The following is a 23,547-nucleotide window of genomic DNA, read 5'->3' as shown; positions in this document are numbered from 1 at the left end:
CCCAAGGACCATTAGCCACCACAAACACACACTGGCACTACACCTGGACACAATTCCTCAACCACAAAAGAAACAAACACAACAACAAAAATAAAAGCCCACCAACCCAACACCACCACACCAGTTCGCCCAAAAGCAGTGGCCGGGTTCATCAAACTACGGGCAATCGACGAGGATATTCTAGATTCTTTGAATGTCGTTTGGCACTGTAGAATGGGTGCGGTATTTCTGTGCGAGTTCCAACCAAGAAAGGGTAGGACTGAATGTCGGAGCGCAACCAGCACGGCCGTAATGGCCGCGGACAAGACCGTCGGGGTCGAAATCCACGCAACTCGGGGGACCGCGATTCTCGCGGCGGGGGAAAGAAGAAGTCTTTCTCTCCACAGCGCTCTGGGTATCGGGAAGAGCGAATCAACCGTCGTATGACCGATCCGGATATTCCTGAAGAGGTCGATATCAATGACTTGGACCCATTGGTGCTCCAAGACCTGAAGTCTCTCTCTAAAGAGAACTCGGAGGCCGTCGCTAAGCACATGATCATGGCAGCAACCTGGATGGACGATGATCCTAAACTGGCGCTGCGGCATGCGCGTGCGGCTAAGGATCGTGCAGGACGTGTGGCTATCGCTCGGGAAGTTAACGGTATCGCTGCATACCGCGCCGGCGAGTGGAAAGAGGCGCTCGCTGAGCTTCGTGCTGCCCGTCGTATTTCTGGCGGCCCGGGGATGCTCGCGGTTATGGCCGACTGTGAACGTGGGTTGGGTCGGCCGGAAAGGGCATTAGAGCTGGGGCGCAGCGAAGAGGCGAAGGAACTAGACAAAGAATCCGCCATTGAATTAGCGATCGTGCTGGCGGGTGCTCGCCTTGACCTCGATCAACCTGAATCAGCGGTGGTTACAATTCAGCGGGCACAACCGGACCGCAGCGATCGTGGAGTAAGTGCTTGTAGGTTGTCGTATGCCTATGCAAATGCTCTGCTTGCCGCAGGGCGCAAGGACGAAGCCCGAGAGTGGTTCGGGCACACCATCGCCATTGATGAGGGTGATTGGACCGATGCCGTTGACCGATTGGCGGAATGTAAGTAATGAGTGTTTTAAGCAAACATGATGCCTTATTGTTGGACTTGGATGGAACCGTCTGGGAAGGCGGTCGTCCGCTCAGCAACGTCGTAGACGTTATTAATACGTGCGGTGTTCCCGCAGTATATGTAACAAATAATGCGTCGCGCAGCCCTGAAGCCGTTGCGACGATGCTAACGGATATCGGCTTGACGGCTGATTCAGGTGACATCGTCACCTCCGCCCAAGCGGTATTGCAATTGGCTGCCGAGGAAATTCCTTCGGGTGCCAAGGTACTAATTATTGGCGCGGATTCTTTCCGCGATTTGGCTAAAGACAGGGGTTTTTCCGTGGTCTCGAGTGCCGATGATAAACCAGCCGCCGTCCTGCAAGGTTTTGATAAGTCCGTTGGTTGGGAACAGTTAACGGAGGGGGCTCTGGCTATCCGGGCAGGCGCGAAATATTTTGCGTCGAACTTGGATACGTCCCTTCCAATCGAGCGAGGACTAGGCGTTGGCAATGGTTCCCTTGTTGCTGCTGTCCAGAAGGCGACGGGAGTAGAGCCCGTTTCTGCCGGCAAACCTGAACCAGCGATGTTCTTCCTCGCAGCGAAAAAGGTCGGGTCGAAAAAGCCATTGGCGGTGGGCGACAGGCTAGATACGGATATCGTTGGGGGTAACACCGCAGCGATGAATACTTTCCATGTATTGACCGGTGTCTCGGGCGAGCTTGAGCTTATCGAGGCCCCCGTGGAGGCGCGGCCCAACTTTATTGGTGCGGGCATGCACGAGCTTTCATTGCCTATTTCGCAGGTGCGACCGGGGCCGCAAGGAGACTTTACCGCGCGGTGCGATGGGTATGACGTTCTTTTGCAGGGCGGAAATGAGTCCTCTACCTCGGTGCAAGCATTGCGGACCGTATTGGAAGTGGCGTGGTCAATGCCGGCACCACCTCGGTATATTCAGCCGCGTAGCGAATTTGCGGAAAAGGTTGTGTCGAAATGGCGGTAAAGCCACACGATTTTCGGGCCGTGAAAGAGCCTGAAGCAGTAGATTCGGAGATTTCGACAATTCTTGGCGAAGATGCGCCATCACTTGCAGAAGAAGTCGATCAACTGGACAGGGCGCATTCCGTATTGCGGAATGCTTTGCAGGAGAACTAATGCCACCACAACGCCGCAGGCTGGATGCAGAACTTGTGCGCCGAAAGATTGCGCGATCTCGTGAGCAAGCCCGCGAGATGATCAAGTCTGGCCGTGTGACGGTCGGCGGGTTTAAAGCAGAAAAGCCTGCAACAGTTGTGGATCCTGAAGTCTCCATCAAGGTCGAGGAGTCCGAGGAAGACAAGTGGGCGTCCCGCGGCGCACATAAGCTCTTGGGCGCGCTTGCCGCATTCGACGTCGACATGGACGGTCGCATCTTAGATGCAGGGGCATCGACGGGAGGCTTTACGGATGTGTGCCTGGCCTCTGGTGCGAGGGAAGTGCTTTCTGTTGACGTTGGGTATGGGCAATTACTGTGGCGGCTGCAAAATGACGACCGCGTAACCGTCTTGGATAGGACCAATATCCGCACTATTAATCCAGAAATGACCAATGGCCTGTGTGATGGCATGGTCGGGGATTTATCCTTCATTTCCTTAAAGCTGGTACTGCCAGCAATTGTGGAGTGTATGAAGGACGGAGCGTGGCTGCTGCCGATGGTTAAGCCGCAGTTTGAGGTGGGCAAGGATCGCATTGGCAGCGGCGGGGTGGTCCGCTCTCCCGAGATGCGGAAAGAGGTTACACAGGATGTCGCCGAGTTTGCCGTGTCTTTAGGCCTTAGCCTGCACGGTGTTGTGGCTTCACCATTGCCTGGCCCGAGTGGAAACGTGGAATATTTCCTTTGGCTGAAAAAGGACGGTATGTCAACGGACGCAGCTACAATGAAACAGATGATTGATACTGCCGTTGAAGAAGGTCCGCAATAATGCGAGAGATATTGTTGGTTCCGCATGCCAATCGTGCAGAGAACCTGCAGGCTACCTCCCGTGCAGCCGAATTATTGCAGGAAGCGGGGATAACGGTGCGCGTGTGCGCGGACGAAACCGTCTTGCCGGGACTCCAACATGTGTCGCATTCTGATGCTGCTGCGGCGGGATGCGAACTGGTCCTTGTTTTAGGCGGTGATGGCACCTTCCTGCGCGCCGCCGATATGGCGCGGGCGGTAGATATCCCGGTCCTCGGAGTGAATCTGGGCCACGTAGGCTTCCTCGCGGAATGGGAAGTGGAGTCATTAGACCGTGCCGTCGCTCGCGTGATTGAGAAAAGCTACCGGGTAGAGGACAGGTTGACGGTGGATGTCTCTATTTCGGATGCCAACGGTCACCAACTGGCTAGCAGTTGGGCTTTGAATGAGGCCTCGGTTGAAAACCAGAACAGGTCGGGCGTGCTGGATGCGATTTTGGAGATCGACCGGCGCCCCGTTTCGTCGTTCGGTTGTGATGGCGTACTGATTTCTACCCCAACGGGTTCTACGGCGTATGCGTTTTCAGCTGGAGGCCCAGTGCTGTGGCCATCCCTGGATGCAATCTTGGTCGTGCCGAATAATGCCCATGCGCTCTTTACCAAACCATTAGTGGTTTCCCCGAACTCTTTGGTGGCGGTGGAATCAACCATGCAAACCACACCGGCCGTGGTTATCTTGGATGGGTGCAGGGAACTTATTATGCCGCCGGGTGCCCGCGTCGAGGTGGTGCGCGGTAAGCGCCCCGTACGCTGGGTGCGGTTAGATGATCAGCCCTTTACGGATCGATTGGTCTCTAAGCTGCGGTTGCCCGTGGAAGGCTGGCGCGGACCGAAGGAGAAATAGTGCTTGTCGATATTTCTATTAATGATTTAGGAGTCATTCGCCATAGCTCTGCGGAATTGTCGGAGGGCTTGACCGTATTGACCGGTGAGACCGGTGCGGGTAAAACCATGGTGGTCACGGGGCTTCGACTGTTGGCAGGCGGGCGTGCGGATGCCTCGAGGGTGCGCGAAGGCGCTAAAAAAGCAGCCGTAGAAGGCCACTTTAGTTCCGCGAAGGAGAGCATTAGCCAACTGGTGGACTCGGTGGGCGGCGAGCCAGATGAAAATGGTGAATTTATCGTCTCGCGCACAGTTTCGGCAGCAGGGCGATCGCGGGCGTATCTGGGAGGGCGAGCCGTACCGGCCGCCACGTTGGGAGATTTCGCGCGGGAGATAATTACCGTGCATGGCCAGAACGATCAATTGCGCCTCTTGGCTCCAGAAGAGCAGCTCGCGGCGGTAGATCGTGCGGAACCGCAACTGGCTGGCATTCGGGAAGACTATGCGGAGGCCTTCAAAAAGTGGCGCAGCTTGGCTAAGGATTATCGCCGGCGCACGGAGTCCCGTAGGGAACTTGCCCAGGAAGCTGACCGCCTGCAATATGCCTTAGAGGAAATCAACGGCGTGGCACCCGAGCTTGGCGAAGACGCGGAGCTGGTGCAGTTGGTGCAGCGCCTGCAAGACGTCGACGGCCTGCGCGAATCCGCGCACACTGCCTTGGCAGCGATAGATGGAACGGAAGAGCTTGATGAGGCTGCTTCTTCGCTGCTCGGGCGCGCGGGCTCGGCGCTGGTGGGATCCTCGGATAAACAGTTGGCGGATTTGGGCGAGCGCATCTCTGAGCTCACCTCGCAGCTAGGCGATATCTCGGCCGAGCTCGGTGGATACCTCGCGGGGCTACCGGCGGATCCGAATCTGTTGGAAAAATCGCTGCAGCGCCAGCAGGATCTTCGAGCATTGACCCGGAAATACGCTAGCGATATCGATGGCGTTTTGGCGTGGCGCGATGAAGCGGAGGCCAAACTGCAGTCGATGGATACCTCGACGGAGGTCCTCGAGGAGCTTAAGGCGCAGGTCAAAGAGGCCGAGCAGGAGATGAAGCAAAAGGCTGCGGAGCTTACGAAGGGTCGGCAGAAAGCCGCGGAAGCGCTGGGCAAGCTGGTGACTGAGGAGTTGCATGGATTGGCCATGCCCAATTCCACTTTGTCGGTTGAGCTTTCCACAGCCAAGTATTCGAAGACGGGTGCCGATGCCGCGGAGTTGCAACTCAATGGGAAGCCGTTGGCCACCGCGGCCTCCGGTGGTGAGCTGTCTCGCGTCATGCTTGCCCTTGAGGTTGTGCTCGCCAGCGAAGATGGTGCGACCTTGGTCTTTGATGAGGTCGATGCTGGCGTGGGCGGGCGTGCGGCGGTGGAAATTGGGCGTCGGCTAGCGCGGCTGGCTGCGCATAACCAGGTTATCGTTGTCACCCACTTGCCGCAGGTAGCCGCGTATGCAGATGCGCATTTGCATGTTTCGAAGGATAAGTTTACCTCTGGGGTAGCCGAGTTATCGGAGCAGGAGCGCGTTGAGGAATTGGCGCGCATGCTGGCCGGTTTGGATGACACGGACACTGGGCGCGCCCACGCCCAAGAGCTTTTTGACCGCGCACAAAAGGAAGCTTCCGCGCGCCTTACCCAGCTGGCGGACTAAGCAAGGAAGAATGGGGCACATGGCTCTGTTTTCCCGTACCCCTGAGCAACCCGGTGAGTCTGCCGCATTGCGCGATTGCACCCCGGGCGCGAAAGGTCTTAAGAAGTTTTCTGCAGGTGATATCGCCGTTATCGATGCGGCGAATATTTCCCGGCCCGAGGCACAAACGCTTGTGGACTTGCAGCCCTCCGCGGTGGTCAATGTCGCCAGGTTTTCTACCGGTTCCATCCCTAATTGCGGTCCGCACATGCTTCTCGATGCCGATATTGACCTCCTCGAGGGCCTCGGCGAGGAATTTATCTCGGAGTTTAAAGACGGCAAAAAGGCGCATATCGGCGAGGATGGAAAGGTCTACGTTGGCGATAAAGTAATCGGGACGGGGCAGAAGATTTCCCGGGAGCGCGCAGACAAGAACTTCAAGGCGGCACAAAGCGCACTCATTGACCACATGGAGTCCTATTTTGCGCGTTCCATTGATTTCATTAACTCTGAAGGCCCGCTGCTTATCGATGGCCTCGGTGTCCCCGCATCCGGTGCCGAGATAGCTGGCAGGAAGGTCATTGTTTTATCTCCCACCGAAGACCACCGAGCCCTGCTGAAAGACTTGCGGAATTTCATCCGGGAATATGAGCCGCTGCTCGTTGCGGTTGAGGAAGCCGCGGATTCCTTGCTGGAGCAGGGATATAAGCCTGACTTCGTTATTGGGGATCCGGCCAAGGTAAGCGATGAGGCGCTGCGCTGCGGCGCGCGCATCGTCGTACCCGCGGATCCAGAAGGCAGCGTGGAAGGCCTTGACCGCATCCAAGAGCTGGGTATTGGGGCCATGACGTTCCCGGCGGCATCGGAATCGGCCACGGATTTAGCGCTGCTCTTTGCTGATTACCACGGTGCGGGCCTCATCGTGCAGGCAGGCGGCGGCTTTGACCTCGATGATGTTTTTGCCAACCGGGTGGCACCGTCTGCCGTCTTGTCTCGGCTGAAGGCTGGAACCAAGGCGGTTGATGCGGAGGCTGTGATCAACCTGTATTCTGTTCCATCTTCACACCTTGGCTGGCTATGGGCCCTCCTCAGCATCTTGGTCGCGATTGCAGCGATCATCTTGATCGTGGGCTTTGGCGGGAGCCAGGATTTCTTGAGTAATTTGAGCCAAACGTGGTCGAGCCTATTCTGAGCGGGGGTAGCAGTATGGCGAAAACGCAACTAATTACGGGCCTTGGACTCGGCGCAGCGGTCGGTGTAGCCCTCGGAGCCTTGGTGATCGCGCCCAACCTGACTACCAGCGTGGCCGATGATGACCCGATCCGTGCGGAACACCGCAAGGTGGTGCAAGAAAACAAGATCTTGCAGAACCAAAATGAGGCGAGCGATGACATAGTCAAGAACGTGGCACCGGACTTGGTATCTGGGACGTTATCGCAGCGGCCAGTGCTGGTCATTTCCACCGATGATGCAAATAGCAGGGACCTGTCTGATATCACGAAGCTCTTAGAAGCCTCCGGGGCCACCAAGGCAGGAGAAATCAAGCTGAGCAAAGACTTCCTGCGCGGGGAAAGCAAAGACGATATCGTATCGATCCTTAAAGATAAGGCCCCGAAAAAGGCAGATCTCAAGGGGCTCGATAAAACCGTGGGAAGCTATGGCGGCGAGGCTTTGGGCGCGGCCCTCTCCATGGACCAAGAAAGCACGGAGCCGCTCGCAAGCGTGAAGGAGCGATCTGAGCTGCTGCGTGCTTTGCGCGACAAGGAATTTATTGATTATGAAGACGGGACCATCCTTCCCGCCCAGTCCATCATCATCGTCTCCGGCAGCGGGGTGCGCGGATATTATTCGGATACCTTGGCAGAGTTCGCCACCGCCTTGGACGAGGTCAATGGCAGCGTGGTCCTTAGCGCGCGGGCCAAACAGACCCAAGATGAAAAGACAATAGAGCAGCTGCGCACCAAAGACGTGGATCTTTCTACCGTAGATGGCATCGAGCGAGCAGTAGAGCGCATCGCCGTCATTTCCGCCACCGAGGAACAGCTCAATGGGGGCAGGGGAGACTACGGTTCTGCAGAAAGCGCGGATTCCGCCCTACCTGAAGAGGAGAAAGAATAGTGGCCCACGATTTTCGAGTCTTGGATTCAGAGTTAATTTTTGATGCCCCGATCGTCGCCGTACGCCGCGATACGTTGTCCATGCCGGGAGGAAACACCGCGGATAGGGAGATCATTGAGCACCTGGGCGCCGTCGCGGTGGTGGCCCTAGATGCGGATCGGCGCATCGCGATGGTGCATCAGTACCGGCATAGCGTCGGCAAGCGGCTCTGGGAGCTGCCTGCAGGACTGTTAGATGTAAAGGGCGAGGATGAGCTTTCCGGCGCGCGGCGCGAGTTGCAGGAGGAAGCGGGCCTTGCCGCGAAGGACTGGGAAACTCTCACGGATATGGTGACTTCACCGGGGTTTTGTGAGGAAGCCGTGCGGATTTTCCTTGCCCGCGACCTTAGTGAGGTCCCAGCGCTGCACGATACCGGCGATGAAGAAGCCGATATGGATTTTGCCTGGGTGGATTTAGACAGGGCAGTAAATAAGGTGCTGGCCGGTGAGATAGTTAATTCCGTCGCATGCGCGGGTATTTTAGCCGCATATGCCACGGTGATTGGTGGGAAGCCGACGCGTTCGGTGGATGCGCCGTTCGATTTGCGCCCGACCCATATGGCTGCCCGCCGCAGCGGACCGGACCTGAAAAAGCAGTGACTGCTGCGGAGGATGTCGCTCAGACTTGGTTGAATCACCTCGCCGTCGAACGCGGGGTGTCAGCTAATACCCTGAGCAACTACCGGCGGGATATTCGCCGGTACGTGGATTGGCTGGCGGACAATGGGGTCCAGGACCTGCGGCAGGTAACCCGGCCGATGGTGGAGGCCTATTTGAAGGACCTGCGCGAAAAGATGGCGGTGTCTTCTGCCAACCGTGCCCTCATCGTGGCGCGCGGGTTGCACAAATTCGCCGTTGCGGAAGGTGAAGTCGATAGCGATGTTGCCGCCGAGGTGAGCCCGCCTTCCACGGGGCAACACCTGCCAGAGACCTTGAGCGTTGATGAGGTGACGCAGCTTATCGAAGCGACGCCGACGGAAACGCCGGTCGACCTTCGCGATAGGGCGCTATTGGAAGTACTCTATGGCACTGGGGCGCGCATTTCTGAGGTAATTTCGCTCAACGTCGATGACGTAGCTACTGGCGATGACGTCCTAGTCCTGCACGGCAAAGGTGATAAGGAGCGGCTCGTACCCCTTGGCTCGCATGCTCGCCAGGCCATCGATGCCTATCTGGTGCGCGCCCGTCCCGTGCTGGGAAAGGGCAAAACGGCTGCGCTGTTTTTGAATACCCGCGGTGGCGCGCTATCGCGGCAAAGCGCGTGGTCCATCATTAAGACCGCCGCGCAGCGCAGCCAGTTGGATAAGTCCATTTCCCCGCACACGCTGCGTCATTCCTTTGCCACGCACCTTCTCGAAGGCGGTGCCGATGTGCGCACCGTGCAGGAGCTTTTAGGGCATTCCTCCGTGACTACCACGCAGATCTATACGCACGTGACTGCTGATTCCTTGCGGGAGGTGTGGCGGACAGCGCATCCGCGGGCGTAGCTTTCAGCGTTTAAGTCAAAGTTAGAGGCTTGATATTTGCAAAGTCTCGGTAGTCATAAAGGGGAGCGGGTACGCTATAGTTACAACGTTGTAAGCAACCCTATGCCAAATGTCATGGTCCATGACTTGGCGTCAAGGAAGAAGGTTTGACTGTGAGCGAAGAGGGTCTCTTTTCAGCCTCCGATGTAGAGACGGGGCTAACTGGCCGCCCTGTCCGCGAGCTGCCGGAACCCGCCCCCTTGGAAAAACATGGGCCCGCGACCATCATTTCGATGTGTAACCAAAAGGGCGGCGTGGGCAAGACCACGTCCACCATCAATATGGGGGCCTGCCTCGCAGAGTATGGGCGCAAGGTCCTCTTGGTTGACTTGGACCCGCAGGGTGCTCTTTCGGCTGGGCTGGGATTAAACCATGATGACATCGAGGACTCGATTTATGACGTGATGCTGGATAGCCATACCTCTATCCACTCCGCCATTCACCACACCAGCGTGTCCGGCATGGACCTCGTTCCGGCCAATATTGACCTTTCCGCAGCAGAGATTCAGATGGTCAATGAAGTAGGCCGCGAGCACACCTTGGCCCGCGCCCTGCGTCCGGTGCGCCGCGACTATGACTTCATCATCATTGATTGCCAGCCTTCTTTGGGTCTGCTTACGGTCAACGCCCTAGCTTGTTCCCAGGGCGTCATCATCCCGATGGAATGCGAGTTCTTCTCGCTGCGCGGGCTTGCCTTGCTCACGGACACGGTGGAAAAGGTCTCTGACCGCATCAACTTCGATCTGGAAGTAATGGGCATTCTGGTCACCATGTTTGATCGGCGCACCAAGCATGCCCGTGAGGTGATGTCCCGCGTGGTGGAATACTTTGGGGATCAAGTATTCGATACCGTCATTACCCGTACCGTGCGCTTCCCAGAAACCTCCGTGGCCGGCGAGCCCATCACCTCGTGGGCGCCCAATTCGCAGGCCGCGCAGCAATACCGCGATCTGGCGAAGGAAGTCATCGAACGCTCGACCGTTTAAACTACCGTGACGCAGCCAGAGATTACGGGCTTCCGCATTGCGCTGCGGAATTTCGAGGGCCCATTTGATCTGCTTTTGCAGCTCATCCAGGCCAAAAAGATGGATATCACGGATGTGGCCTTGTCTGAGGTGACGGATGAATTCGTTGGCTACACCCGCCAATTGGGCGAGAACGCGGATTTGGATGAGACGACTGATTTCTTGGTCGTGGCGGCAACGCTGTTGGACTTAAAGGCCGCACGGCTATTGCCGCGGGGCGAAGTCGATGACCTAGAGGACCTGGAGCTGCTGGAATCGCGCGACCTGCTCTTTGCCCGCCTTTTGCAGTACAAGGCCTATAAACAGGCGGCGGATCAATTTGCCCGTTGGCAACGGGAGGCACAGCGCAGTTACCCGCGCGCCGTGAGCATCGAGGAGCAATTTGCGGAGCTTCTACCTCCCGTGACGTTGGGGCATACTCCAGCGAGCTTTGCGGAAATGGCGGCGGGCGTCTTTCGCCCCAAGCCGCCGGAAGAAGTGGCAACGGGCCATATTCATGGCGTCGCCGTCTCCGTGCCCGAGCAGGCTGGAAAGATCCTCGAAACGCTCAAACTCATGGGCGCAGGGCAGTGGACAAGTTTTTCCTCGCTTACCCGGGATTGCACCACAACCATGCATATCGTCGGCAGGTTCTTGGCGCTCTTGGAACTGTTTAAGGCCAAGGCGGTTGATGCCCAGCAGGAGGAGGCGTTGGGCCAGCTGGACCTTTCCTGGACCGGCTTGGACGTAGATCCTGCGGTCGTTGCCGCAGCAAATTGGGACTAGTGCTAGCACCGCCGTCGGTGGTTGTAATCTAAGGGGCATGGATCTTCCGCTCATTTCGCAATTGCGATCCCGGCTTGAATCGATCTTGCTGGTGCTCGATTCGCCGGCATCCGTAGAGTCCTTGGCGCGGGCGCTTAGCGTAGAATCCGCGGTTATTAGTGACTGCTTGCGGGCCATCCAACGTGAATTCGATAGCCGCGGCTCTGGAATTGAGCTGCGCGAAACGCCAGAAGGTTGGCGGTTTTATACCCGCCAGGAAAATGCCAGCGCGGTGGAGGAGTTTTTATTGGATGGGGCGCAAACGAAGCTCTCGCGCGCGGCCTTGGAAACCCTCGCCGTCGTGGCCTATCGCCAACCGGTCACGCGCCAGCAGGTCTCTGCGGTCCGCGGGGTCAACGTGGACGGCGTGATGCGCACCCTTAACCTGCGCGGGCTCATCCGTGAGCTCCCGCAGGACGAGTTCGAAGGGGCGTCGCACCGGTATGAAACCACCGAGCTTTTCCTTGAACTCCTAGGCATAGACTCGCTGGAACGCCTTCCGGATCTGGCGCCGCTGCTTCCAGACGTCGATGCAATCGACGAAGAGTACTGAGGTGGGGTAGACTCACGCAGGTAATTTCATATCTTCGAGAGAAAAGGACACTTAAGTGACTCCTCCCGCTCGCCGTGACGGCACACCGGATAAGAAGCAGCGAGACAGCGATATCGTTGTCTCCAATGCCAAACCGGCTCGTAATCAACACGTTTCCAAGAAAAAGCAGAAGGCCACCGCTGAATCGGTGGCGCGCGATTTGGGCGCTGACTGGCTGGTCGATGACGACAAGCCCAAGGGTGAGCGCCTGCAAAAGGTCTTGGCCAAGGCGGGTGTAGCATCGCGCCGCCACGCGGAAATCCTCATTGATGCCGGACGCGTTGAAGTAAACGGCAATGTCATCCTCAAGCAGGGCGTTAAGGTCAATCCCGCCGTGGACGTCATCCGCGTTGATGGCGTTCGCGTCAACGTCAACGAGGACCAAGAATATTTCATCCTCAATAAACCCCGCGGAATGCAGTCGACGATGTCAGATGATCTCGGCCGTCCCTGCGTGGGTGACGTGGTTTCTGAAAAGGTTGCCTCGGGCCAGCGCCTATTCCACGTGGGCCGCTTGGATGCGGATACGGAAGGCCTGCTCATCCTCACCAACGATGGGGAATTGGCCAACCGCCTGATGCACCCCAAGTATGAGGTGAAGAAAACCTACCTAGCCACGGTATTGGGCGAGGCCGATAATAAGTTGGTGCGCCAGCTTAAAGAGGGCATCGAGTTAGAAGATGGCCTAGCCAAGGCCGATTTTGTGCAGGTAGTGGACAAGAATCAGGGGTTCTCTCTGGTCCGAGTCGAGTTGCACGAAGGCCGCAAGCACATCGTGCGCCGCCTGCTGAAGGAAGCCGGCTATCCCGTACAGCGCCTGGTGCGCACCAAGCTGCACACGGTCCAATTGGGCGATATGAAGCCCGGTGGGTTGCGCGCGCTAAATTCCAACGAGTTGACGAGCTTGTACAAGGCGGTGGGGATGTAATGATTTCGAATATGCCTGATGAAGGCCTGATCCTCGCGGTCGATGGGCCCTCCGGAACGGGGAAGTCCACGACATGCCGGGCCCTAGCCAAGCAATTGGATGCAAAGTACATCGATACCGGCGCCATGTACCGCGTGGCAACCCTTGCGGTATTGCGCCAAGGCGTGGACCCCGCGGACAAGCAGGCGGTGATTTCCGCGACGGCCAACCTGCCCTTGGAGGTTTCCGATGATCCGGATTCCACGCAGGTGCTTTTCGATGGCGCCGATGTCTCCCGCGTCATCAGGGAAGACGAGGTCACCCAGAATGTCTCCGCGGTATCTGCCATCCCGGAGGTGCGGGAGAACTTGGTGGCATTGCAGCGCACGCTGGCACAGCGCGCCCACCGCGCCATCGTAGAGGGCCGCGATATCGGCACCGTGGTGCTTGCCGATGCCCCGGCGAAGGCCTTTATGACGGCTTCCGCGGAAGTTCGCGCGCAGCGCCGGCACGATCAAAACGAAAAGGCCGGCATCGCCTCCGATTTTGAATCGGTACTGGCAGATGTGCAGCGCCGCGATGCCGCGGATTCTTCCCGCGCCACCTCGCCGCTTCGCCCAGCCGACGACGCCACTATCGTCGATACCTCTGACATGAGCCCGGAGGATGTCGTGCAGGCTCTTATCAACGTGGTTAAGGAGTCCCGCTCATGAGCAATAAAGATTTTGAGTCCCCAGAGGAAGAAGTCACGCAGTTCCATTACCCTGCGGGTAAGTTCGACGAGGAAACGGTAGAGACCTCGCCGGGGTGGGCTACGGACGATTTTGATGCCGAAGAATTTGACTACGACTTTGATGAGTCAGAGTTCGGCGAGGCCGACTACGGGGACGAGGACGACCTCGAGCAGCCCCTCAGTGAGGACGAATGGGAGCAGCTCTCGGAGTCGCTCGGCTTTGCCGATGCCACCGAAGAAGCCCTGTGCACCGTCGCTATTGTGGGCCGGCCGAATGTGGGCAAGTCTTCGCTGGTTAATCGCTTCCTCGGCCGCCGCGAGGCCGTCGTAGAAGACCACCCTGGCGTTACCCGTGACCGCGTGTCCTACGTGGCGGACTGGAATGGGCAGCGCTTTATCGTGCAGGATACCGGCGGTTGGGATCCCAACGTCAAAGGCATGCACGCCGATATCGCCCGCCAGGCGGAAATGGCGATGGATACCGCCGATGTCATCGTAATGGTGGTAGACACCAAGGTAGGCATTACCGAAACCGATGAGGTCATGGCGCGCCGCCTGCAAAAGTCCCCGGTTCCGGTGATCGTGGTATCGAATAAGTTTGATTCCGATAACCAGTATGCGGATATGGCGCAGTTTTACGCCTTGGGCCTCGGGGACCCGTGGCCGGTGTCTGCACAGCACGGGCGCGGTGGCGCGGACGTGCTGGATGAGATCCTGCGCAGCTTCCCCGAAGAACCGCGCGAGACTTCGATTACATCGGGCCCTCGCCGCGTCGCGCTCGTCGGCAGGCCTAATGTGGGCAAGTCCTCGTTGCTCAATAAGCTCACCAGCGAGGAGCGCTCGGTGGTAGATAATGTCGCCGGCACCACGGTGGATCCCGTGGACTCGCTGGTGCAGTTAGATGAGCAGTTGTGGAAGTTTATTGATACCGCGGGCCTGCGCAAGAAGGTCAAGAACGCGCAGGGCCACGAGTATTATGCGTCCTTGCGCACCCGTGGCGTGATCGATGCGGCCGAGGTATGCATCATGCTTATCGATGCCTCCGAGGAGATCTCCGAGCAGGACCAGCGCGTGCTCAATATGGTGCTGGAATCCGGCAAAGCGCTGGTCATCGCGTTCAATAAGTGGGACCTTATGGACGAGGACCGCCGCTATTACCTCGACCGCGAGATTGACGAGCAGCTGCGGCACTTGCCGTGGGTAACCCGCGTTAATATTTCGGCTGAGACCGGCCGCGCCTTGCAAAAGCTGGAGCCTGCCATGATTGAGGCCCTAGAAAGCTGGGATCAGCGCGTGTCCACCGGCCAGCTCAATAACTGGATGCGTGAGGCGATTGCTGCCAACCCGCCGCCGATGAAGAATAATCGTTTGCCACGCGTGCTGTTTGCTACGCAAGCATCGACCCAGCCGCCGACGATTGTTCTATTTACCACTGGGTTCCTCGACGCTTCTTATCGGCGTTACCTTGAGCGCAAGTTCCGCGAGCGATTTGGTTTCCACGGCACTCCCATCCGGATCGCCGTGCGCGTGCGCGAACGCCGAGGTAAAAAGCGGAAATAAGAGTTCACTGCGGAAATGAGCGAAGCCTTCACAACCGTGGGGCTTCGCTCGTTTTTATCTATCTCATTACGCTCGGTGTCATTGGCAGCTAAGCTTGAAAGACATCAGATCATTGGCTTAGGCCCAGAAAGCAAGAAGGTAAATACGGTGTCACAGAAAATCGAGATCTTGCGCGGGCAAAAAATAACTCTCAAGGCGTTGAGCGTAGACCATACCCCTGGACTGGCTGAGGCGGTGCAGGACGGGGAATTATGGAAGCGGTGGTATACCAAGGTCCCATCACCGAGTGAGATGGAAAAAGCCGTGGAAGAACGCATTTCTTGGTATGACTCCCACGGATCGCAGCTTTTTACGGTATTTGATTCTGCTGGCACTACGGTGGGGATGACTGGCTATCAGGCCCTAGACTTAGATAACAGGCGCGCACAAATCGGATACACTTGGTACAGGCAATCGGCGCAGAATACTGCGGTTAATGCAGACTGCAAACTTGCCCTCATGGGCTATGCATTTGAGCAACTTGATTGCTTATCCGTGTTCTTCACCACCAACTCCTTTAACCGCGAAAGCCGCCGCGCGCTGGAATCCCTCGGGGCACATCTTGATGGAATCCTTCGCGGCCACCAGATACTAGATAACGGGTTAGTCAGAGATACCTGCGTGTATAGCGTACTGCGGCATGAGTGGCCCGCAGTGAAAAATCACTTGCACTATAAGATTGACCAGAAGTCTGGGAAGGACAAGGCCTGAGGAATCGACAACTAATAGTGCACAACATCTTTCGGGGTTGGCACGTGAGGTGTAGTTGAGCTTGTCTCGCCAGCAAAGCCGGAGCTCACTGCAGAAGCATCAGGGGGCCTCAAAACTACATAATTTCGCCGGTTAACCCGGTATTTTACCACTTAGGAGAGCAAAAGTGTCACCAACAATGGTGTGACACTTCGCTCTCCTTTTCGCTTCGGTGAAAGCACTATGGCGCCGATAGGATAAAACTTGTCAACCATTTACTTTCTGTTTGAAAGGCATGACATGTTAGCGAATGTGATTGCCCCGGATTCAGTCCTGGCTATCGTGCTTCAAGTCATAATCATTTTAAGTGCTTTGCTTTTGGGCACCCGCTATGGCGGGATCGGCCTCGGATTAATTTCTGGCATCGGCTTGATGCTGATGGTCTTCGTATTTGGCTTGGCACCGGGCGAGCCCCCCGTGTCGGTCATGCTCACAATCATTGCCGTTATCGGCTGTGCAGCCACATTGCAACAAGCACAAGGTTTGGAAGTGATGATGCAGCATGCGGAGAAGTTCTTGCGTGCTCATCCAGAGCGCATCACCATTTTGGCACCACTGACTACTTGGTTCCTTACCGTACTGTGCGGCACTGGCCACGTGGTCTACACCATGTTTCCGATCATTGAAGACATCGCGCTCAAAAAGGGAATCCGTCCTGAGCGTCCTATGGCAGTGGCCTCGACCTCGGCGCAGATGGGTATTACCGCTTCACCGGTGTCTGTGGCTACCGTTTCTCTTGCGTCGATCCTTGCGGAAAATGCTGGAGCTATCGACAAGGCTTATTCGATTCCGCAGATTCTTACGGTAGCGCTACCCGCATCATTATGTGGTGTGCTCCTCGCTGCGTTATGGTCGCTGCGTCGAGGCAAGGACCTGGACAAGGATCCGGCTTTCCAAGAGCGGATGAAAGACCCGGAGTTTGCCGCCAGCATCAATGAAAGCGCCGATTCGCTCATCGGTAAAGAATTTTCCCGCGAGGCTAAGCGCTCGGTCGTCGTCTTCCTCGTCGCTATTGCCTGCGTGGTCCTCCTCGGTGCTTTCGAGTTCCTGCGCCCGCTGGTTCCTGGTGATGATGGCGAGCTGAGCCCGGTATCGATGAACCTAGTGATCCAGATGGTCATGCTCGTTGCCGGTGCCATCATCCTTCTTAGCTGCAAGGTGGATACCAAAAAGATTGCGTCTACTCCAGTATTCAAGGCCGGCATGACCGCTGTATTTTCGGTCTTCGGTGTTGCATGGATGGCAGATACGTTCTTCCAATCCCATATCGATGCCCTGGAAACGAACTTGGGTTCTGTCGTCGAGGCGGCCCCTTGGACCTACGCCGTCGTGTTGGTAGTTGTGTCCAAATTGGTCAATTCGCAGGCCGCTGCACTGGTAGCGATTGCTCCCATTGGTTTGCAATTGGGCATTGACCCGGCTGTCATCGTTGGTTTCTACGGTGCGGCTTATGGTTACTTCATCTTGCCCACGTATCCTTCCGACTTGGCCTGCATCGGCTTCGATCGCACGGGTACGACGCGGATTGGCAAATACGTCATCAACCACTCGTTCCTTATCCCCGGAGCGATCTCCGTATTTACCTCCTGTGTGGTCGGCTCCCTCTTGGCCCAGGTTCTCCTGTAATCAGTCGCGAGACTTCGCCTCCCGTACCAGCACGAAAGCATCCGTGCGGTACGGGATGTGCAGTTTTTGGCCGGCGGAAAAGCCCATGTGTTCGTAGAGGTACCAGTTCAGGTTGTGGGTCATGCGCTCGTGGATGGCCTCGTTATTTCTGAGCCAGTATGAGCGGGTGTGCATGAGTTGGTGGAGCTGTTCTGGGGTGAGTTCGTGGGTCCAGCTTAGACGGACCTCGCGGTCTAAGGTCCAGGGTGCTTTGTATTCGGGATAGAAGCCTGGCTTATGCACGTCGCCGGAGTGCATAATGCGGCTTAACCGAAGGATCCAGGGATCCGCGTGTACGTCGAGGGTATTCCACACTAAAAGGACGCGCCCGCCCGGCGCGAGGATGCGGTCCAGCTCGGCGGAAGCGGCGGCAACGTCGACCCAGTGCCAGGTTTGGGCGAGGCAGGCGGCGTTGAGGGAGGCATCGGCAAGCGCGGTGTGCTCGGCCGTGGCGCGGATGATGGGAATATCCAGGCGGCGGTGGAGCACGCGGGCCATGTCTGGAGATGGCTCGACCGCGAGCACGGTGGGATTGGTGAGGGACTCAGTGAGCTTGCCGGTGCCGGCGCCGATATCGGCAACGCGGTGGGCGCCGGCAATGAGCTCAGCAACCTCGGGCGGGTAATGGGGGCGAACATCCTGATAGGTGTGGGCGCCGCGGTGGAAGGCGCGCGCTGCCTGGGTGCGCTGGGGATCGGTGCCAAAGGTAGGCTTCTGCTTCGCAGAGGGATTGCGGTAGCTGGGGAAGTGCTGGGGGTTGGGGTGGCGAGTCGACATAGGCTATCTAACCTACCGGGAATTAGAATGGCTTGTTATGGCAACACTTCCAGAACCATCAGATCGGCGGTGGTTGCTGAAGACTGTCTTCTCCCGGCCTGGGATGACCATCCCAGCGGCCGTGTGCATGGCTATCTCCTTCGTACTCAACGGCACAACGCCGGTCATCGTGGGCTATGCCATCGATGAAGCGGTGGTGGAAGGATCGATAGCGCGACTGTGGTGGTGGCTTGCACTCCTGATCCTGGCTTTCGCGGTTAATGCCATTACCGGGTGGTGTGGCCGCGGGCTCAATGCGCGCAGCATGCTCGTTATTGGCCACGACGTGCGCATGGCCATTACGGATCGGATTATGGATCCCAAAGGGATGGGCGGGCCGAAACGCACGCCAGGGGAGTTATTGGCCATTGCCTCGACCGATGCGACCCGTGTGCAGAACGCGGTGATGATGACGGTGTTCCCGGTGGCGGAGATTACGTCGATCATTTATGTCGCGGTGATGATCAGCCGGGTGAATCTGCCGCTAGGCGTGGCCATTTTATGCGGCGGCCCCATCGTGGTGTGGGGATCGCTGCGCTCGGCAGGACCATTGCGCAAGCGCTCTGGTATCCGGCAAGAAGCATTGGGCCGGGCGAGCGCGACGGCGACGGATATTGTCCATGGCCTGCGCATTATTAAAGGGATCGGAGCGATTGGCACGGTGCGCAAGCGGTATGCGGGCGATTCCGATGCCGCCTACGAGCGAACCGTTGAAGCCAATGCGGCGCAGGCAGGATTGAATGCTTCTACGGAGGCGCTGGGCTCGATTTATGTCATCGCCGTCGCCGTTGCCGCCGGCTACCTGGCGCTGGATGGGCAGATGAGCATTGGTGAGCTCATTATGATCATTGGCCTTACCCAATTCATCATTACCCCGATGACCATGCTGGGAAGGAATATTGCCTCCCGGTGGGCCGCGGCGCAGGCGAGTGCGCAGCGAATCGTGGGCCTGCTGGGCGCTCCTGGACTTCCCGAGGACGCCGCACCACAGGTTCCTGCGCTGCGGCCAGGGGTGACCGCCATCGATGGACATGCTCCGGAAGAACTGCGAGACCTACCCCGGGAAAAATTCATCGTCGTGCCACATGAGGTCATGCTGTTTGACGGGACCGTACAAGACAATATTCATCCGGATGCGGATACGGCCGCACGGGCTTTAGAGGTGGCCGCGGGCGAGGATATTCCCGGTGGGCTGGACCGCGCGGTGGGTGAGCGCGGAAACAATTTGTCCGGCGGCCAGCAGCAACGAGTCGCGCTTGCGCGTGCTATAGCCGCGGATCCAGAGGTGCTGATCCTTTCTGATCCCACCACAGCGGTCGATTCAGTTACCGAGCAAGACGTAGCTCATCGCGTTGCGGGCTACCGGAAGGACAAACCCACCATCGTCTATACGTCGGCGCCTGCTTGGCATGCCGTGGGGGTGGAGTCCTAATGCGTTTTCCCACCGCTACGTGGTCACAGGTGCGAGAGGTTGTGGCGCAGCAACTAGCAGTTATCCCGAACGCGCGTCGCCGCGCCCTTATCGCCGTGGTGTTTTTGATCGCCGGAGCAGCGGCCAATGTCACCATCCCGATCCTGCTTGGCAAAATTGTTGATGCCGTTACGACGGGCGCCAGCATCGCCCTCCTTGGCGTCGTGCTTATCGGGGTTGCCGCCGCGTCTGCCGCATTATCAGCGGCGGGGTTCTACGTCCTATCCCAGCTCACCGAGCGAGTCATCGCTTCTCTGCGCGAGGATATGGTCTCTACGGCACTCGGCCTTCCCACACACCGCGTCGAGGACGCCGGAACCGGGGACTTGGTATCGCGCTCTACTGATGACGTGGCAGAGCTATCCGCCGCGGTCACAGAGACGGTCCCCGTGCTGGCGAAGTCCATTTTTGCCATTGCCTCAACGGGGGTGGCGCTGCTTACGGTGGATTGGCAATACCTCGTGGTTATCCTTGCCGTGACCCCGCTGTATTTCTTAGCCGGCCGGTATTACTTGCGGCGCGCCCCTGACCGGTATGCCGCAGAACGCGCCGCCATGGCGGACCGCGCCCGCCGGCTTTTGGAGGCGATCCACGGCAGGGACACGGTGCGCGCGTTCCGCATGGAAAATACGATGCACGACCGGATCGGCGCGGCTTCAACGCGTGTGGTGGAAGAAGGGTATAACGCGCGCCGGACGATGATGGTGCTCCAGGCCCACCTCACCGGCATTGAACTGGTCTTATTGGCCAGCGGTTTGGCGGTGAGCTTTTGGGTGGTGCAGGCCAATGCGCTTACTGTTGGAGCGGTCACCGCGGCGATGTTATTGCTCATACGCCTGCGCGGGCCGCTGATGGGGCTGATGCGCGTGCTAGATACGGTGCAATCTGGGTATGCCTCATTGGCGCGTATCGTGGGCGTGGTCATCGATCCGCCCGCGCCGGTACCGGATAGCGGTGCACCGAGGGGCGATGGCAGCGTTGATATGCGGGATATTTCCTTCCGCTATAGCGATAACTCTTGGGCCGTCGAGGGACTCAACCTTGCGATTAAGCCCGGCGAAACGGTTGCCCTCGTCGGGGCGTCTGGCGCCGGGAAATCCACCGTGGCTGCGTTGCTCGCGGGCTTGCGCATCCCAGATCAGGGCACCGTGCTTGTCGATGGCGTCGAGGTTGCCCTGCTTTCCGATGCCGAGCGTATCCAGCGCCTTGCCCTCGTCTCCCAGGAGGTGCACGTCTTTTCTGGGAGTTTGCGCGAGGATCTTGCACTCGCAGCGCCACAGGCCACCGATGAGGAAATGGTGCAGACCCTACGCCAAGTGCAGGCTGACTGGTTTTTCGATCTGGAAGCGGGCCTCGATACCATCGTGGGCGCGCAAGGCATGCCGTTGGACCCGGTGGCTGCGCAGCAATTGGCACTTGCCCGAATCGTGCTGCTGGATCCCCGCATTATTATCTTGGACGAAGCCACGGCGGAAGCAGGCTCGGTGGGCGCTGAATCCTTAGAGGACGCCGCAGAGACTGTGATGGAGGGTCGGACCGCCTTGGTAGTTGCGCACCGCCTGGATCAGGCTTCGCGCGCCGATGCCATCGTGGTCATGGACAATGGCCGGGTGGTAGAACAGGGGAGCCATGCAGAACTGCTAAATTATGGGGGCCGTTATAAACAATTATGGGCCGCTTGGCAGAAGGGACGAACATCATGAGACGGAGGCCGGTGCGCGCTGCGTTGAGCACCGCAGTCTTGTGCTGCGTGGCGGCGCTGGGCGTGTCATGCGCAAATAACGAGGAAGAATCAGGCTCGGCGGCACGCAGCGAAAGCACGCAATCGCACGGTTCGGCTGCCTCGCAGCTCAGGATTCCTACCTCTGCGCCGCTTAGTGGCCCAGAACCGGGATCGCATACGACGATCAATCTGCCGTCCGGGCGCTCATTTATCCTCAGCGTGCCGGAAAAGTACACGTCCCAAAAACAGTGGCCAGTGGTCATGGCATTTCACGGGTGGGGGCAGTCAGCGGAAAACCTGCGCGGCTATTCCCGCCTCGATGCGGCACAAGCCATTACCGTCTTTCCCACGGGCAAGAAAAAGGCGTGGAGTCCAGCCCCATATGCGGAAACGAGCGGGAGCGAGGACAAGAAATTCGTGCTCGATATCCTCGATTCCCTCCGCGCGACCTATAACGTTGATGATTCGCGGCTTTTTGCCACCGGAATGTCCAATGGCGGCGGTTTTGCTGCCTACCTGGCCTGCCAGATGCCCGGCATCTTCCACTCGGTCGCGACCATTTCCGCTGCATATTACGAAGATATTCTGAAAGATTGCGCCCATGAACCCGTAGGGCGCCTCGATATGCACGGCACCGATGACCCTGTCGTGGGCTATTATGGCGGAACCCGGCACAAGACCAAATATTTCTCGGTCGAATCCGTCCTAGAGCAGGACCGCAAGCGCAATGAATGCTCGGAGAAGGTAGACACCAACCGCTTGGTTAATAATGCCCTCGACATGCATTGGCGGGGATGCTCTGCACCGCTGGAGCATATCCGAATCGGCGGCGGCTCCCACGTGTGGCCGGGTGGTCTTGGAGACAAAAATAATGAAGTAGGAAAGTTCTTCGCCACTGACCGAGTCTTGGACTTCTTCGGTATTCCGGGCAGGCCCGACGGCACCCGCGAAACCTAGTTTGCGCGGTAGGCCCGGAAAGAGGATCCAGGCACGGATCGCACGCGCTCTACGCAAATATCCGCGACGCTAAAAAAGCCTGCCCGGTGCGCCGCACTGTTCGGGGCAGTGGGCTCTGGAATTTGCACCAGGTGAAAGCTGCGCGCGCCATTGTCTTCCCGGTTGAGTTCCATGACCGCCTGCGCCGTGGTGCCAGAGCCTGCGAAAAAGTCGAGCACCCGGGCATCGTCCCCGCCGCCAATGGCGATGAGATGCTTGATAAGGCGCACTGGCTTGGGGAAATCAAAGATTCCCTCTACGCCCATGACCTCTTCTGCGTCGCGGCGCCCAGTGCGCGTTACGCCAAACCTTTGCCCATCGAGGATGGATCGCGGCCGCGCCCCTGCCTTTTGATAGTTCTTGGTGTAGACGAATCCGCGCCGAAAGACCAACTCATCGTAGCGTTTTTCCACCATGTCCTTGCCCCATCGCCAGCGCGCTACCTGGCTGTGTCCAGCCGGTTGGTCCGGCCAGTGTTGCGTGCCATCGGGTGAGGCAATGGGAAAATCCAGCGATGGCAGGTACCCCAGGGTCTTAGAATCAAGGCGCACCAAGGAGTATTTGCCGCGTTCATCCTCGTGGTTATATTTGGTGCTGGTGTAGCCCTCTGCATCCAGGTTAAATCCAGGGTTATCCGGGTTCTTGGCATAGCAGAGGATGTATTCGTGTTCTACCACCGCATACTTGGAATCGTTTTTCCCAGTGCCGGCCTTTTTCCAAATGAATTGCCCGGCATAGCAGCCCTCACCAAAGACCTCGTCCAAGACCTTGCGGGTATTAGCAGCCTCGTCCTCTCCGATGGAGACGAATATAAAGCCGTTCTCCGCCAAAACGCGCCGCGCCAAGATGAGCCGCGGGAGCATCATGGACAGCCATTCGGCGTGCCACTGGGCATAGCTGCCGGAATTTACCTCGCGCCGCGCGCGGTAATTATCGCGGTAGACAAAGTCTCGGCCGGTGTTATACGGCGGGTCGATGTAGATGACGTCAAAGGTTTCGCCAGAGGTAACCCAGTGCTGTAGAACCGGCAGGTTATCGGCCAGGTGGATGCTATTGGGCGAGGTAGGAGAGGTGCTTAACGCAGCATCGAGCTCGAACTCGGAAGATAGGGGAGCCTCCGCCGCCGCGCGCGCGGCTTGCTTGCCAGGCCATACCAGCCCAAAGAATTCTCCGGCATTGCCATCTGCACTAGGGCTAGTGTGGGTCATTTGTTGCCTTTTCCGTGCGA

The 23,547-nt window shown here is 58.0% G+C and carries 22 protein-coding genes and 1 pseudogene; 21 read left to right on the top strand and 2 right to left on the bottom strand.

Translation table 11 applies throughout. From position 1 onward, the window contains the following. Window positions 1-287: 287 nt before the first annotated feature. From ACP8KU_RS05890 to ACP8KU_RS05805, 18 genes and pseudogenes are all read left to right on the top strand, one after another. Window positions 288-1,085: pseudogene (locus tag ACP8KU_RS05890) on the top strand (tetratricopeptide repeat protein); the annotation flags it as partial. After that, on the top strand, window positions 1,085-2,068 hold the full coding sequence (locus tag ACP8KU_RS05885; protein ID WP_023017557.1) for an HAD-IIA family hydrolase: 984 nt from the start codon (window positions 1,085-1,087) through the stop codon (window positions 2,066-2,068). The pseudogene ACP8KU_RS05890 and the gene ACP8KU_RS05885, both read left to right, overlap by 1 nt. Next, window positions 2,059-2,220 (top strand): hypothetical protein, encoded by a 162-nt coding sequence (locus ACP8KU_RS05880; protein WP_005279308.1) that lies wholly within the window; start codon window positions 2,059-2,061, stop codon window positions 2,218-2,220. The genes ACP8KU_RS05885 and ACP8KU_RS05880 overlap by 10 nt, the downstream gene beginning before the upstream one ends. Next, the gene (locus ACP8KU_RS05875) at window positions 2,220-3,026 is read left to right on the top strand and encodes a TlyA family RNA methyltransferase (RefSeq protein WP_023017556.1); all 807 of its coding nucleotides are present in this window, start codon (window positions 2,220-2,222) and stop codon (window positions 3,024-3,026) included. The genes ACP8KU_RS05880 and ACP8KU_RS05875 overlap by 1 nt, the downstream gene beginning before the upstream one ends. Next, window positions 3,026-3,907, top strand: a complete 882-nt coding sequence (locus ACP8KU_RS05870) for an NAD kinase (RefSeq protein ID WP_005279304.1) — start codon at window positions 3,026-3,028, stop codon at window positions 3,905-3,907. Before ACP8KU_RS05875 ends, ACP8KU_RS05870 begins: the two co-directional genes overlap by 1 nt. Further along, window positions 3,907-5,577 carry a DNA repair protein RecN gene (gene recN / locus ACP8KU_RS05865; protein ID WP_484483436.1) on the top strand — a complete coding sequence of 557 codons (1,671 nt, stop codon included), beginning with the start codon at window positions 3,907-3,909 and terminating at the stop codon, window positions 5,575-5,577. Before ACP8KU_RS05870 ends, recN begins: the two co-directional genes overlap by 1 nt. 10 nt (window positions 5,578-5,587) lie before the next feature. Beyond that, window positions 5,588-6,748: a putative cytokinetic ring protein SteA gene (gene steA, locus ACP8KU_RS05860; protein WP_198010361.1), complete on the top strand. Its 1,161-nt coding sequence runs from the start codon at window positions 5,588-5,590 to the stop codon at window positions 6,746-6,748. Between the two features lie 14 nt (window positions 6,749-6,762). Next, the gene (locus tag ACP8KU_RS05855) at window positions 6,763-7,674 is read left to right on the top strand and encodes a copper transporter (protein WP_023017553.1); all 912 of its coding nucleotides are present in this window, start codon (window positions 6,763-6,765) and stop codon (window positions 7,672-7,674) included. Then, the gene (locus ACP8KU_RS05850) at window positions 7,674-8,312 is read left to right on the top strand and encodes an NUDIX domain-containing protein (protein WP_484484144.1); all 639 of its coding nucleotides are present in this window, start codon (window positions 7,674-7,676) and stop codon (window positions 8,310-8,312) included. The genes ACP8KU_RS05855 and ACP8KU_RS05850 overlap by 1 nt, the downstream gene beginning before the upstream one ends. Further along, window positions 8,309-9,199, top strand: coding sequence for a site-specific tyrosine recombinase XerD (xerD, locus tag ACP8KU_RS05845; protein WP_023017551.1), 891 nt, complete (start codon window positions 8,309-8,311; stop codon window positions 9,197-9,199). The genes ACP8KU_RS05850 and xerD overlap by 4 nt, the downstream gene beginning before the upstream one ends. Window positions 9,200-9,351: 152 nt before the next feature. Next, window positions 9,352-10,224 (top strand): ParA family protein, encoded by an 873-nt coding sequence (locus ACP8KU_RS05840; RefSeq protein WP_023022236.1) that lies wholly within the window; start codon window positions 9,352-9,354, stop codon window positions 10,222-10,224. 6 nt (window positions 10,225-10,230) lie between these two features. After that, window positions 10,231-11,028: a segregation and condensation protein A gene (locus tag ACP8KU_RS05835; RefSeq protein ID WP_023017549.1), complete on the top strand. Its 798-nt coding sequence runs from the start codon at window positions 10,231-10,233 to the stop codon at window positions 11,026-11,028. A 37-nt stretch (window positions 11,029-11,065) separates the two neighbouring features. Further along, on the top strand, window positions 11,066-11,620 hold the full coding sequence (scpB, locus tag ACP8KU_RS05830) for an SMC-Scp complex subunit ScpB (protein WP_484484143.1): 555 nt from the start codon (window positions 11,066-11,068) through the stop codon (window positions 11,618-11,620). A 55-nt stretch (window positions 11,621-11,675) separates the two neighbouring features. Further along, window positions 11,676-12,587, top strand: a complete 912-nt coding sequence (locus ACP8KU_RS05825; protein ID WP_005279286.1) for a pseudouridine synthase — start codon at window positions 11,676-11,678, stop codon at window positions 12,585-12,587. After that, window positions 12,587-13,279 (top strand): (d)CMP kinase, encoded by a 693-nt coding sequence (gene cmk / locus ACP8KU_RS05820; RefSeq protein ID WP_023017546.1) that lies wholly within the window; start codon window positions 12,587-12,589, stop codon window positions 13,277-13,279. The genes ACP8KU_RS05825 and cmk overlap by 1 nt, the downstream gene beginning before the upstream one ends. Continuing rightward, window positions 13,276-14,859 (top strand): ribosome biogenesis GTPase Der, encoded by a 1,584-nt coding sequence (gene der / locus ACP8KU_RS05815; protein WP_023030784.1) that lies wholly within the window; start codon window positions 13,276-13,278, stop codon window positions 14,857-14,859. Before cmk ends, der begins: the two co-directional genes overlap by 4 nt. Before the next feature lie 15 nt (window positions 14,860-14,874). Then, complete coding sequence (locus tag ACP8KU_RS05810) at window positions 14,875-15,609, top strand: GNAT family N-acetyltransferase (protein WP_284636470.1); 735 nt, start codon at window positions 14,875-14,877, stop codon at window positions 15,607-15,609. A 279-nt stretch (window positions 15,610-15,888) separates the two neighbouring features. Then, window positions 15,889-17,274, top strand: coding sequence for an anaerobic C4-dicarboxylate transporter (locus tag ACP8KU_RS05805; RefSeq protein ID WP_284641759.1), 1,386 nt, complete (start codon window positions 15,889-15,891; stop codon window positions 17,272-17,274). On the opposite strand, the gene ACP8KU_RS05800 is transcribed toward ACP8KU_RS05805, so the two are convergent. After that, window positions 17,275-18,090 (bottom strand): class I SAM-dependent methyltransferase, encoded by an 816-nt coding sequence (locus ACP8KU_RS05800; protein ID WP_484484142.1) that lies wholly within the window; start codon window positions 18,088-18,090, stop codon window positions 17,275-17,277. It lies immediately after the preceding gene. 37 nt (window positions 18,091-18,127) lie between these two features. Here ACP8KU_RS05800 and ACP8KU_RS05795 point away from each other — a divergent pair, with 37 nt between their 5' ends. The 3 genes from ACP8KU_RS05795 to ACP8KU_RS05785 are packed head-to-tail and all read left to right on the top strand — an operon-like array spanning window position 18,128 to window position 22,280. Continuing rightward, window positions 18,128-19,561, top strand: coding sequence for an ABC transporter transmembrane domain-containing protein (locus ACP8KU_RS05795; protein WP_484484141.1), 1,434 nt, complete (start codon window positions 18,128-18,130; stop codon window positions 19,559-19,561). Further along, window positions 19,561-21,303, top strand: coding sequence for an ABC transporter ATP-binding protein (locus ACP8KU_RS05790; RefSeq protein ID WP_484484140.1), 1,743 nt, complete (start codon window positions 19,561-19,563; stop codon window positions 21,301-21,303). Before ACP8KU_RS05795 ends, ACP8KU_RS05790 begins: the two co-directional genes overlap by 1 nt. After that, window positions 21,300-22,280, top strand: a complete 981-nt coding sequence (locus ACP8KU_RS05785; protein WP_484484139.1) for a CE1 family esterase — start codon at window positions 21,300-21,302, stop codon at window positions 22,278-22,280. Before ACP8KU_RS05790 ends, ACP8KU_RS05785 begins: the two co-directional genes overlap by 4 nt. Here ACP8KU_RS05785 and ACP8KU_RS05780 read toward each other — a convergent pair. Further along, entirely contained in the window at window positions 22,277-23,527 is a 1,251-nt protein-coding gene (locus tag ACP8KU_RS05780; protein WP_484484138.1) for a site-specific DNA-methyltransferase, read from the bottom strand. The two genes, ACP8KU_RS05785 and ACP8KU_RS05780, sit on opposite strands and share 4 nt — an antisense overlap. Between the last annotated feature and the right edge of the window lie 20 nt (window positions 23,528-23,547).

Source organism: Corynebacterium sp. LaCa_282, from assembly GCF_057198125.1.
Note: the sequence above shows the minus strand (reverse complement) of the source record. Positions and strands in the feature narration are given on the sequence as shown.

Excerpts from the sequence above, each read along its gene's own strand:
- ACP8KU_RS05885 (WP_023017557.1), top strand. The coding sequence starts at position 1,085 with ATGAGTGTTTTAAGCAAACATGATGCCTTATTGTTGGACTTGGATGGA.
- ACP8KU_RS05880 (WP_005279308.1), top strand. The coding sequence starts at position 2,059 with ATGGCGGTAAAGCCACACGATTTTCGGGCCGTGAAAGAGCCTGAAGCA.
- ACP8KU_RS05875 (WP_023017556.1), top strand. The coding sequence starts at position 2,220 with ATGCCACCACAACGCCGCAGGCTGGATGCAGAACTTGTGCGCCGAAAG.
- ACP8KU_RS05870 (WP_005279304.1), top strand. The coding sequence starts at position 3,026 with ATGCGAGAGATATTGTTGGTTCCGCATGCCAATCGTGCAGAGAACCTG.
- steA (WP_198010361.1), top strand. The coding sequence starts at position 5,588 with ATGGGGCACATGGCTCTGTTTTCCCGTACCCCTGAGCAACCCGGTGAG.
- ACP8KU_RS05855 (WP_023017553.1), top strand. The coding sequence starts at position 6,763 with ATGGCGAAAACGCAACTAATTACGGGCCTTGGACTCGGCGCAGCGGTC.
- scpB (WP_484484143.1), top strand. The coding sequence starts at position 11,066 with ATGGATCTTCCGCTCATTTCGCAATTGCGATCCCGGCTTGAATCGATC.
- cmk (WP_023017546.1), top strand. The coding sequence starts at position 12,587 with ATGATTTCGAATATGCCTGATGAAGGCCTGATCCTCGCGGTCGATGGG.
- der (WP_023030784.1), top strand. The coding sequence starts at position 13,276 with ATGAGCAATAAAGATTTTGAGTCCCCAGAGGAAGAAGTCACGCAGTTC.
- ACP8KU_RS05810 (WP_284636470.1), top strand. The coding sequence starts at position 14,875 with ATGAGCGAAGCCTTCACAACCGTGGGGCTTCGCTCGTTTTTATCTATC.
- ACP8KU_RS05805 (WP_284641759.1), top strand. The coding sequence starts at position 15,889 with ATGTTAGCGAATGTGATTGCCCCGGATTCAGTCCTGGCTATCGTGCTT.
- ACP8KU_RS05800 (WP_484484142.1), bottom strand. The coding sequence starts at position 18,090 with ATGTCGACTCGCCACCCCAACCCCCAGCACTTCCCCAGCTACCGCAAT.
- ACP8KU_RS05795 (WP_484484141.1), top strand. The coding sequence starts at position 18,128 with ATGGCAACACTTCCAGAACCATCAGATCGGCGGTGGTTGCTGAAGACT.
- ACP8KU_RS05790 (WP_484484140.1), top strand. The coding sequence starts at position 19,561 with ATGCGTTTTCCCACCGCTACGTGGTCACAGGTGCGAGAGGTTGTGGCG.
- ACP8KU_RS05785 (WP_484484139.1), top strand. The coding sequence starts at position 21,300 with ATGAGACGGAGGCCGGTGCGCGCTGCGTTGAGCACCGCAGTCTTGTGC.
- ACP8KU_RS05780 (WP_484484138.1), bottom strand. The coding sequence starts at position 23,527 with ATGACCCACACTAGCCCTAGTGCAGATGGCAATGCCGGAGAATTCTTT.